Raw genomic sequence first — 11,535 nt, forward strand, 5'->3', positions numbered from 1 at the left:
GTGACAAGGTGTGTTCCATAGCGGGCCGATTGTAGCCTCGCCCCGCTAAAATTGCAAATCCCGCCTTACTCCCTTCCCCCGGTGGGGGAGGGGCCGGGGGTGGGGGTGCCATCCACCCTCTACGCCTTTGATCGCTCTGCGCCTTTGCGTTAACCGTCTTTGCATTTTGGTATTACAATGAAGACGGTGTTCGCGACCGTACCATTGACAGGTCTGCCATCTATGATGCTCGATTTCGCCATTGAACTCGCCTATCGCGCCGGCGCGCTCATCCGCGCCGGTGCTGAACGTGATATCAGCTACGAACCAAAACAACACGCCGATGTCGTCACCGAAGTCGATCGGGCTAGTGAAGCCCTGATCGTCGGCGCCATCCGTGCTCGCTACCCCGACCATGCCATCATCGCCGAAGAGGGCAGCGGCGTCAGCATGTCTTCGCCCTACACGTGGCTGATCGACCCGCTCGACGGCACGCTCAATTTCTTGCATGGCCTGCCCATCTTCGCCGTCTCGATCGCCCTGCTCGCCTACAACGAATTGCTGCTCGGCGTCGTCTACGATCCGATGCGCAATGAACTCTTCTACGCCGAACGCGGCCACGGCGCGTTTCTCAATGGCCGCCGCTTGCGCGTCTCGCAAACGCCGGTGCTGGCCCGCAGCCTGCTCAGCAGCGGCTTGCCTTACGATCGCTTTGAACAGCCCGATAACAATCTGGCCGAAATGACCTATCTAGCGATGCTGGTGCAAGACATTCGCCGGCCCGGTTCAGCGGCGCTCGATCTCTGCGCTGTCGCTGCTGGCCGCACCGATGGCCACTGGGAACTCGGTCTCAAGCCTTGGGATGTCGCCGCCGGCGGTTTGATCGCGCTCGAAGCCGGCGCTACCATCACCGACTGGCAAGGCGGCGTCTGGCGTCCCCTCGCCGGTGACCGGCTCGTCGCAACCAACGGTCTCATTCACACCGAACTGCTCGCTGCGCTGGCCGCCGCGCGCCGCAATCGCACCAATGGGTAAGCGCTGCCTATGGCATACTATCAACGCGAACTTGCTCCCAACCTGCCGCCGCTCAGCGCGCGCCGCCCGCTCATCAACGAGTACTTCCTCTCGGCCTACACGATGAGCATCTATACCGGCTGCGAGTTGGGGTGCCCCTATTGCGATAGCTGGGTCTATAGCGAACGACTGCTCAACGAGACGATCGCGATTCCGGTTGATTTGCCCCAGCGCCTCGCTGCGGCATTGCCGGCTATTGATCGCGGCGACCTGATCGCGATCAGCGCGCTCAGTGACCCATACCAGCCTGCCGAGCAGACCTACCGCATTACCCGGCAGGTGTTGCAGCTCTTTGCCGAACATAATCAGCCGTGTCTGGTAATGACCAAAAGCCCGCTGGTGTTGGAAGATCGCGCCTTGCTGCAAAAGATCAACGAGCAGAGCTTGGCTATCGTGGTAACAACCTTACTGACCCTTGATCAGCACCTCGCCGTGCGGCTTGAGGGGCGCGCGCCGTCGCCGCAACTACGCCTTGAGATGGCGGCTGAATTGAAGCGGGCTGGTATTCCGGTCGGGGTGGCGATCTTGCCGATCATGCCCTACATCACCGACAGCAACCTCAATCTCCGCCGGGTATTGCATGCCTGCGTCGAAGCCGGGGTTGATTTCGTCATCTGGGATTACCTGTACATTCCGAACGAACGCCACCGCCACCGGATCAACATCCTGCTCAGCCAGCTTGGTTCGTATCCGCCACGCTACTATCGCGACATCTACCGCGATCAAGCAACGGTCAATCCGGTCTACCGGCAAGATCGCGACCACGAAATCTTAGCCCGTTGCGATGAGATGGGGTTGGCGCCACGCGCGCCGCATCGCCTCTTTGCCGGTAAACTCTCGCCGCGCAATGAAGCGGCGTTGCTCTTGCGCCATGCTGCGCTTCGCGATCGGGTGCAGGGCCGCGAGCGGCTGGCTCAGCTCCATCGCGAACTGGCCGATGCCGTCTATCGCGGTCGCTACCGCGCCGCCGACCTGCGCCAAAGCCCGCTCTACCCGACGCTGGGGCCGCTGCTGGGGTTATCGGCCACGACCTGATCAGCCTGCTGGCGCAGGCGTTCGTATAACTGGCGGCGCAACTCGCGCAACCGTTCTTTGTAGCTGGTGGTGGTGATCGGATCCGTCCACATCACCAGCGCGTCTTCCTGATTATCGATATAGTAATGGGCGCGCTGGCCGACCGGGCGGAAGCCATACTTCAGGTAAAGGCGCTGGGCGGTCAGATTGCTCACCCGCACCTCGAGCGAGAGGTATTGCGCATTCAGTTCGTATGCTCCATCAATGAGCGCATTGAGGATCAGCTCGCCGACGCCGCGCCGGCGGTGCGGCGGGGCGACGGCGATAGTGGTAATGTGGCCGCTCGTCTCATTCAGCCAGATGCCGCCATAACCTACAATCAGGGCGCGTTGGCCTGGCGATGGCGCAATCAGACCAAGCCGTTGCAACATGCGCAGCAACAGCGGATAATCAGGTTGCGGCGGTGCGCCGTTGGGCGGATGCGTATCGGCGCGGGCGACCACATAGCGGCAAGCTTGCCGGTTTTGAATCTCGCGCCGGTACATCTGCGCCGACCATGGCGTCATCTGGCTTTGCCGTTCGATCACTTGCACAGCCGGGATGTCATCTTCGCGCATCGGCTCGATGAAGTAATACACCCCCCTTGCCTCGCTGTGTGATTACTGTTCTTATGGTTGCACTGGCCGGGCCGATTCGACGAAAAAGATACTCTGATAGGCGCCATCTTTCCCAAAACCGCCGCCGGTTTGGAAGGTGCCGGTCACTTCCACCAGCCCCCACACGAAGCTGTTATTTGGCCCAACCGTCAGCAGCGCCGACTGATCAGGCGGGAACTGCTCGACCCAGATCGCGCCGCCGACCGGCTGCGGGCTTGATCCGTCCTCTTCGGTTGAGATCCCCTCGGCCAGCACATAAATGATCGAATTCCAGAAATAGTACGCTTGCGTCGTGACCCGCTGCCCCTGATATTGCTGCGGATTGCGCAACAATTCAAAGAATGACACCTTATCAGGGCCAAGCGGGCGATCGGCGAGGCGCTGTTCGACGCGGCGGATGCGCTCGATCGGCTCGGCGCTGCTGACGGTCAACAAGAAGCGGTACGCGCCGCCGGGGCCATAGTTACCATTTGCCTCGAAACGACCGCGCACGCGGACAAAGCCGTACACCGCGTCACCCGGCCGGTGCAGATGCTCGGTCACTTCCACCGGGAAGCCTTCCAGCCAAATCGCTTCACCGATCGGCTGCGCATCAAGCCCGTTGTCAAGCGTGCTGACGCCGACAGCCAGCACCGACAGCGAAGGATCGCCCGGTCGCCATACGTATGCCCCGTCAACCGTCACCTCACGTCCGGCATAATTGCCCGGTTGCGTAGTCAATTGCTGCACGAACAACGGCGTCCCCAAGGTTGGTTGGGTAGCGCAGGTCGCCAGTGCAAGCAAACTCAGGCCAAGAATAAGCAAGAGCAACGTGGCTCGCCAGAATGAACGAAGCATGCGGTTTCATCCTCCTCAGGATGGCGTCTAACTTGCAGCGAGCGCGCAACAACAAGGGTACGCGCTCTGGCACCTTCGCCGATTATAGCAGATGCAATACCGCTCTTCAACTCGCTGACTCGCGGCAAAAGTCTTGACAGCAGGGGTATCGATCAGTATGATGAGGATTATCTAATGGATTGATGATCCATAGTTACAATATTCTGTTCGCATATCGCCGGCGAGGACATCTTCTCGGCGCCATGCACATTAACAACTGCATAGGAGGCTACTGTGACAGAGCTACTCTGGGCCGTCGTCGCCCTGCTTGCAGGGTTGGCCGGCGGCGCCGGCATAGGCATTTGGTGGGCGAACAATGGGGTCAGCTCACTAGTGCAACGCAAAGCTGCTGAGGCGCGGCTCTTGATCGAAGAAGCGCGTTCCCAGCAAAAAGAAATTCTCTTGCAAGCTAAAGATGAGGCGTTGCGGTTGCGCAACGAGGCCGAGGCCGAGTTGCGCGAGTCGCGCCAAAGTCTGCAAAAGCAAGAAGAGCGGCTGCAACGGAAAGAGGAAAATATCGATCGCAAACTCGAAGGAATCGAGCGACGCGAGCGATTGATCCAGCAACGCGAGCGCCAAATCGAGCAACTGGCGCAAGAAGCGGAACGGCTCAAGCGCCAGCAGGCACAGGAGCTCGAGCGCATTTCGCAGTTGTCGCGCGATGAAGCGCGGTCGATTATTTTGGCCGAGGTTGAACGCGAAACGCGCGAAGACGCCGCTCGCCGCATCCGCGAACTCGAACAGCAAACGAAAGAAGAGGCCGATAAGATTGCTCGCAAGATTATCGGCTTGGCGATTCAACGCTGCGCGAGCGATTACGTTGCGGAAATGACCGTCTCAACGGTGAATCTGCCCAGCGAAGAGCTGAAAGGGCGCATTATTGGCCGCGAAGGGCGGAATATCCGTGCTTTCGAGCAGATCACTGGGGTTGATATTATTGTTGATGATACCCCTGAAGCGGTAACGCTCTCATGCCACGATCCGGTGCGCCGCGAAGTGGCGCGGGTGGCGTTGCTGAAGTTATTGAAGGATGGGCGTATCCATCCGTCACGGATCGAGGAGGTGGTTCACAAAACGCAGCTTGAGATCGAGCAGATTATGCGCGAAGAGGGTGAGCGCGTCGCCTACGAAGCGAACGTGCAAGGATTGCACCCCGATCTGATCAAGCTACTGGGTCGGTTGAAGTATCGCACCAGTTATGGCCAAAATGTCTTGCAGCATTCATTGGAATGCGCGCTGTTGGCCGCGCATATGGCGGCTGAATTAGGGGCTAATGTGAATATTGCCAAAACGGCTGCGCTCTTGCACGATATTGGCAAGGCGGTCGATCACGAGGTGCAAGGCCCCCACGCGCTGATCGGTGCTGAAATTGCTCGCCGGTTGGGCCGTTCGCCGGCGATTGTCCACGCAATTGCCGCGCATCACTACGATGAAGAACCGCAAACCGTCGAAGCCTTTTTGGTGATCGCGGCTGATGCCATTTCGGGCGCGCGCCCCGGCGCCCGGCGTGAGACGCTTGATCTGTATATTAAGCGCCTCGAAGCGCTAGAGACGGTTGCTACCTCGTTCCCCGGCGTGCAACGCGCGTTTGCTGTGCAGGCCGGCCGTGAGGTGCGCGTGATGGTCCAACCTGATCAGATCGATGATCTGGCTAGTGTCCATTTGGCGCGAAATGTGGCTAAGAAGATTGAAGAGAGTTTACAGTATCCGGGCCAGATCAAAGTCACGATTATTCGCGAAACCCGCGTAGTGGATTATGCGCGGTAGTCCATAGGCCAAATGGCGCAAAATTGCTCGCCATTTGGTAGGCGAACCACGATGCTGTGTGGTACAATTGCCATACGCATCGGTTGTCGGCTATCAGGGTTCTTTTACACGAGGAGGCTGCGCCGGTATGAGCCTGGCAACTCCGCCCGATGATGCGAGCCGTCTATCTACCCGTCACCAACAGGAGGAAGCTATGAGCAACGCCCAGCCGCTAGAGCGGGCTATCGGCGATGGCAACGCCGCCCCCGCTCGTCAGCAGCGCAGTGCCGAGGTCCTTAAGGTCTCGACCCGCTCGCGGCCGAGTGCCGTTGCCGGCGCGATTGCCGGTGTTATGCGCGAGAATGGTTCGGCTGAAGTGCAGTCGATTGGCGCTGGCGCGACCAATCAGGCAATTAAGGCCGTCGCTATTGCCCGCACCTATCTGAGCGAGGAGGGGATCGATATCGTTTGCATTCCGTCGTTTATCGATGTCGCAATCGATGACGAGGAACGCACCGCTATTCGTCTCTTGATTGAACGCCGGTAGCCTCCTGTGTAGTTCCGTCGTCGCTGGCGAGGCATCTCCGCTCCGGAGATGCCTCGCATTGTATCAATGAGCAATGCCGGTATGGACGAGATCGCCCGCTTTTTGCGCTCTTACCCCCCCTTCGATCGCCTGCCCGATCATGTTGTTCACCAAATTGCCAGTGAGTTGCAGATTGAGTTTGTCCGCGCTGGCCAGACGATCCTCACCCGTGGCGGCGAGCCAGCTCAGTTTCTGTACATTGTCTGCAAGGGTTTGGTCGACCTGCTCCGTAGTGGTGATCAGGTGGTCGATACCCTTGGCCCCGGCGAAGCTTTCGGCCATCCATCCCTCATCCGCGGCCAGCCGCCGCTGGTGACGGTGCGCGCCCATACTGATACCCTGCTCTATTTGTTGCCGGCGGCGATTTTTCATCGGCTGCGCGCCGAACAGCCGCAGTTCGCCGCGTTTTTTGCCGCTTCGGTGATCGAACGGCTGGGGTATGCGATCCAGTCCCGCCAAGCCGATTCGAACCCGGCCCTGTTCCAAACCCGCCTGCGCGATTTGATCGCCCGTCCGCCGGTGTTTATCAGCGCCGATGCCACGGTGGGGGATGCCGCGCGCTTGATGCGCGCCGAGCGGATTTCGTCGCTGATTGTTGATCAGCACCCGCCCGGCATTATTACCGACCGCGATCTGCGTAATCGGGTGCTCGCCGAAGGTTTGCCCGATACGACGCTGGTGAGGCAGGTGATGAGCGCGCCGGCGACGTCTATTTCGGCTGATGCGCTGGCCTTCGAGGGGTTGTTGCTGATGCTCGAACGCGGCATTCACCATTTGCCGTTGGTTGATCACGATCGCGTGATCGGCTTGGTTACCCATACCGATATTTTGCGCCGCCAAAGCAATAGCCCGCTCTTTTTGCCGCGCCTGTTGCAGCGGGCGACGTCACTGGCCGATCTGCGCCGCTATACCGATCAAGTGGCCGATGCGGTCAATACCCTGATGGCTGCCGGGGCGCGCGTTAGCGATATTGGTCGTGTGGTGGCGGTGGCCCACGATGCCTTGTTGCAACGGTTGCTGCACGATGCCGAAGCCGAATTGGGGCCGCCCCCCGTGCCTTACGCATGGTTGGTGCTCGGTTCGGAAGGGCGCTATGAACAGACCCTGCGCACCGATCAAGACAATGCGCTGGTGTATGATGATGAAGCCTCGCCGGAAGCAGTGCGCTATTTTGAACAGTTGGCCGAATTGGTGGTTGGTTGGCTGGTTGAATGCGGTTTCCCCCGTTGCCCCGGTAATGTGATGGCCTCCAATCCCGAATGGCGCCAGCCGCTGTCGGTCTGGCAACGTTACTTCCGGCGCTGGATCGAAGTGCCCGATGAGGAGTCGTTGCTGCGCACGGCGATCTTTTTCGATTACCGCCAAGTCTACGGCGCTTTGCCGGCTGAGCCGATCTTTCGCACGATTACCCAGCATGCCGCCGAGCATCGCATCTTTATGGCCCGCCTTGCCCGCGCCGCTCTCCGCCAACTCGCGCCGCTGACCTTCTTCCGCCAAGTCGCGCTCGAACGGCGCGGCGAACAGCGCGATCTGCTCGATCTGAAGCTGCGCGGCACGGCGATGGTGGTCGATATTGCCCGTCTGTTTGGGCTGGAAGCCCGCAGTAACGAGACCAATACCATCGCGCGCTTGCGCGCGGCGATGGCTGCCGGGGTGTTGAGCCGCGAAGACGCTGATAATCTGATTAGCGCGTTTGAGCTGCTCTCGACCCTGCGCTTGCAACATCAGCAACAGCAAATTGCGCTGGGGCTGCCGCCTGACAATCTCGTCAATTTCCACCAGCTTGGCCCGCGCGAACGGCGCGCGATCAAAGAGTCATTGCAGGCGATTGCCTCGGTGCAGCGCGGGGTGGCGCTCATGTTCCAGACCGATCGGTTGGCGTGACGCTGGCACGGGAGAGACTATGCTTTCGTTTTGGTCACGCCTTTTTCAGCGCACGCCTCCCGCCGATTTTGTGCGGGCCTACGAAGCCTTCCCTGAGCCTGACCGGCGCTTGCCGTGGCGGGAAGTGCCGTACACGGTGATCGATGTCGAAACCACTGGCCTCGATCCACGCCACGATGCGCTGATCGCAATTGGCGCCGTCAATGTTGAGAATGGGCGCGTCTTGCTGAAGCAGACGTGGTCTTCACTTATTCGCCCACCACCCGGCCGTGAGCCGAGCGTTGAGAGCATTCGCGTCCATCACCTCACCCCGGAAGAGTTGCGCGATGCGCCGCCGCCGGAAGTGGTGCTTGCCGGGCTGTTGCAGCGGATTGCCGGAAGAGTGCTGGTGGTACATGTGGCCGAAATCGATGTGCGTTTCATCAACGCGGCGCTCAAACCGTTTGGCGGGCGCTTGCGCCGGCCTATCCTCGATACAGCCCGTTTGGCGATGACCTTGCACCTCAATGCCCAATGGCTCGGTGAGCAGTCACGCGATATGCCGGCGCCGGCCATCGAGTTGCGCGGGTTGGTGAACGCGCTGGGGTTGCCGATCTATGCCCAGCACAACGCGCTCAACGATGCGGTGACCACCGCGCAGTTGTTTATTGCCCAAGCGACCTTGTTGGCCGATCAGGGGCGCAATAATTTGGCCGGTTTGATCCGGGCCGGCGGAGTGTAGGGGCACAGCGCCGCTGTGCCCCTACGATACCCCACCGGTTGCCGTTCCCCTCTCCCTCATAACCCCTCGCAACTATTGACAAGTCTGATATTATACCGGTAAGCTGCTGCACCCTCTTGACAGGTGATTAAATCCGTGTTAACTTATAAATTGAATTAGTAATTCGTTTTACCAAAGTCAATCGATACGGTCAATGGACGACCAATCTCGCTCAAAACGTAACCGCCCGCCGTCAATGTACGACGTCGCCCGGCTGGCTGGCGTGTCGCAGACCACGGTCTCGTTTGTGGTCAATAACGTCACCAGCGCCGCCATCAGCCAAGAGACGCGCGATCGGGTCTGGGCCGCGATTCATGCCCTTGGCTGGCGGCCTAACGCTATGGCGCGCAGTTTGCGCACCCGCCACTCGCACACGTTGGGCTTAATCTCCGATGAGGTGGTGACGTCGCCTTACGCCGTGCGCATCATTCTTGGCGCACAAGAGGCGGCGTGGGCAGGGCAGCAGATGTTGTTGGTGGTCAATACCAGTGGCCAGCGTGATATCGAGCAGACGGCGCTGCAATTTATGTTGGAACGGCGGGTGGAGGGATTGATGTATGCGGCAATGTACCATCACGAAGTGATACCGCCGCCGGAATTGACGCAGGCGCCGGTGGTGCTGGTCAATTGCTTTGTCGCCGACCGGTCGCTGCCGGCCATTATTCCCGATGAGGTGCAAGGTGGCTATACCGCGACTGAGGCGCTGATTCGGCGCGGCCATCGCCGGATCGCGTTCATTAACGAGATCATTCCGATGTCGGCCCTGTTTGGCCGTCTCGAAGGCTACCGGCAGGCGCTAGCCGCTTATGGCTTGCCGTTTGACCCGGCCTTGGTGCGCAGTTGCCATTCCAATGCCCACGATGCCTTTGCCGCCGCTCTCGCTCTGCTTAAGCGCGACGATCGCCCGACGGCGATCTTTTGTTTTAACGACAAGATGGCGATGGGGGCCTACGATGCCATCAAGCGGCTCGGCTTGCGTATCCCGCACGATGTGGCCGTGATCGGGTTCGATAACCTCGAATTGATCGCTGCGCAGCTCTACCCGCCGCTGACCACCGTTGAGCTGCCCCATTACGAGATGGGCCGCCGCGCGGTTGAATTGTTGCAGACGTTGCCCACCGGCGAGAGTCTGCCGCCTGTTCAGCATTATCTTCCCTGCCCGTTGATCGAACGGGAGTCGATCTAGTTGGTTGTTTGCCGTTGAACGGCAACGCTTGCGCTGATGGAAAGGAGGTGGGGTTGGCAGAATAGCTATGGCGTAGCTTGGCAACGAAGAGGAGGGTAGGCCGCGCATGATTCGGTCATTGCTAGCACGGAGCGTCTCTGGGCAAGCATCGTTTGCTAGTGAGCCGCTTGCCTTGTAACGACACGTGATGATTGCGTAGCTAGCAAAACGCCTCGTTGCCAGACGATGTGATCTTATCGTCAAAGTTGACTTGCATCCAGCAGAAGGAGTGAGAACGATGCCGCGTTCGCGACTGGCCCTGTTTATTTCGTTGATGGTTGCGGTGAGCTTTGTGCTGGCCGCCTGCGGCGGTGGTGGCGGTTCGCCCCAACCTAGCGGCTCGACTGGTCAAACCGGTGGTGAGAAAAAGCGAGTGACGATCCTCGGCGCGTTTGGCGGTGGCGAAGCCGATGCCTTTGAAGAGGTGATCAAGGTCTTCGAGGCGGCGAATCCCGATATTGATGTCGTCTACACCGGCGTCAATGACTTCGATACCCAGATTGTCGTGCGCGTGCAGGCAGGTGATCCGCCGGATATCGCTGGCTTCCCGCAGCCGGGTGGTGCGGCCCGCTTGGCCGCCGAGGGCAATCTGGTGCCACTGTGGCCGGAAGTGTTGTCCTTAATTGACAAGAACTATGCGCCGTTCTGGAAGGAGCTGGGTACGTTTGGCGGGACTCCCTATGGCGTCTTCCACCGCGTCAATGCCAAGGGCTTTATCTGGTACAACAAGCCGGCCTTTGAGGCGGCTGGCTACAAGGTTCCCACGACGTGGGACGAGCTCAAGGCGTTGACCGAGCAGATGAAGGCCAACGGCCATACGCCGTGGTGCGAAGGGATCGAGTCGGGCGCGGCGACCGGTTGGAAGGGCACCGACTGGATCGAGAATATCATGCTGCGCACGCAGACCACCGCGGTCTACGATCGCTGGATTGCCGGCGAAGTAGCCTTTAGCTCGCCCGAAGTCAAGCGCGCCTTCGAGATTTTGGGCGAGGTCTGGTTCACCGATGGCAATGTCTACGGTGGCCGCCAGTCGATCGTCTTGACCAACTTCGGCGACGCGGCAACGTTCCTCTTCACCGACCCGCCGAACTGCTGGCTGCACCTGCAAGGCAGCTTCGTCACCAACTTCTTCCAAGAGTCGGTGCGGGCTGACCTCGATAACAAGGTTGGTTTGTTTGTGATGCCGCCGATTGACCCGAACGTCACCCCGGCGCTTGAAGTGGGTGGTGATGTGTTCGTGGTGCTCAAGGGCCGCGACCGGCCGGAAGTGCGCAAGTTTATGGAGTTCGTGGCGACCGGCGCCTCGGCGACGCCGTGGGCTCGTCTCGGCGGTGGCGTCTTCCCGCACAAGGATCAGGATCTGACCGTCTATCCGACCTCGATCGAGCGGCAGGTCGCCGAAGCCATCCTTGCTGCGCAAGCGGCCCGCTTCGATGCCTCCGATGCGATGCCGGCAGCGGTCAATGCCGCTTTCTGGAAGGGGATGACCGACTGGGCGAGCGGCAATCGCACGTTGGATGCGACCTTGGCCGAGATCGACGCGGCCTATAAGCAATAGGCGGTTGCGCTGATCGTTGCAACTATGGGGCGGTAGGGCAGGGCGCTGCTCTGCCCTATCCGTAAATCCCTGCTGCGGAAGCCAACCATGCCTGCGCGGGAACGGCTGACCAACTGGCAACCTACCGGAAAACGGGCCTCAGCAATTGGCGGGACGGCGGGCGCAAACCCGCCCGCC

10 protein-coding genes are annotated in these 11,535 nt (G+C 60.0%); 8 read left to right on the forward strand and 2 right to left on the reverse strand.

The annotated features are described in order from the left end of the window. Window positions 1–225 precede the first annotated feature (225 nt). Together U9R81_RS19020 and U9R81_RS19025 are read left to right on the forward strand one after the other, a co-directional pair. Window positions 226–1,014, forward strand: a complete 789-nt coding sequence (locus tag U9R81_RS19020) for an inositol monophosphatase family protein (protein ID WP_416180997.1) — start codon at window positions 226–228, stop codon at window positions 1,012–1,014. A 9-nt stretch (window positions 1,015–1,023) separates the two neighbouring features. Beyond that, window positions 1,024–2,088 carry a radical SAM protein gene (locus U9R81_RS19025; RefSeq protein ID WP_322496987.1) on the forward strand — a complete coding sequence of 355 codons (1,065 nt, stop codon included), beginning with the start codon at window positions 1,024–1,026 and terminating at the stop codon, window positions 2,086–2,088. Here the strand turns inward: U9R81_RS19025 and rimI are convergent. Further along, window positions 2,043–2,684 carry a ribosomal protein S18-alanine N-acetyltransferase gene (gene rimI, locus U9R81_RS19030; protein ID WP_416180998.1) on the reverse strand — a complete coding sequence of 214 codons (642 nt, stop codon included), beginning with the start codon at window positions 2,682–2,684 and terminating at the stop codon, window positions 2,043–2,045. The genes U9R81_RS19025 and rimI overlap by 46 nt on opposite strands. Before the next feature lie 51 nt (window positions 2,685–2,735). Continuing rightward, complete coding sequence (locus U9R81_RS19035; RefSeq protein WP_322496989.1) at window positions 2,736–3,560, reverse strand: hypothetical protein; 825 nt, start codon at window positions 3,558–3,560, stop codon at window positions 2,736–2,738. Window positions 3,561–3,833: 273 nt separating this feature from the next. On the opposite strand from U9R81_RS19035, the gene rny reads away from it, so the two are divergent. From rny to U9R81_RS19065, 6 genes are all read left to right on the forward strand, one after another. After that, window positions 3,834–5,366: a ribonuclease Y gene (rny, locus tag U9R81_RS19040; RefSeq protein ID WP_322496990.1), complete on the forward strand. Its 1,533-nt coding sequence runs from the start codon at window positions 3,834–3,836 to the stop codon at window positions 5,364–5,366. Between the two features lie 193 nt (window positions 5,367–5,559). After that, window positions 5,560–5,892 carry a stage V sporulation protein S gene (locus tag U9R81_RS19045; RefSeq protein WP_416180996.1) on the forward strand — a complete coding sequence of 111 codons (333 nt, stop codon included), beginning with the start codon at window positions 5,560–5,562 and terminating at the stop codon, window positions 5,890–5,892. An 81-nt stretch (window positions 5,893–5,973) separates the two neighbouring features. Continuing rightward, window positions 5,974–7,815, forward strand: a complete 1,842-nt coding sequence (locus U9R81_RS19050) for a DUF294 nucleotidyltransferase-like domain-containing protein (protein WP_322496991.1) — start codon at window positions 5,974–5,976, stop codon at window positions 7,813–7,815. Between the two features lie 19 nt (window positions 7,816–7,834). Further along, on the forward strand, window positions 7,835–8,536 hold the full coding sequence (locus U9R81_RS19055; protein WP_322496992.1) for a 3'-5' exonuclease: 702 nt from the start codon (window positions 7,835–7,837) through the stop codon (window positions 8,534–8,536). A 193-nt stretch (window positions 8,537–8,729) separates the two neighbouring features. After that, entirely contained in the window at window positions 8,730–9,761 is a 1,032-nt protein-coding gene (locus tag U9R81_RS19060) for a LacI family DNA-binding transcriptional regulator (RefSeq protein WP_322496993.1), read from the forward strand. 277 nt (window positions 9,762–10,038) lie between these two features. Then, entirely contained in the window at window positions 10,039–11,358 is a 1,320-nt protein-coding gene (locus U9R81_RS19065) for an ABC transporter substrate-binding protein (RefSeq protein ID WP_322496994.1), read from the forward strand. Window positions 11,359–11,535: the final 177 nt, after the last annotated feature.

Origin of the sequence: Chloroflexus sp., from assembly GCF_034435895.1 — a bacterium.
Classification (GTDB): domain Bacteria; phylum Chloroflexota; class Chloroflexia; order Chloroflexales; family Chloroflexaceae; genus Chloroflexus.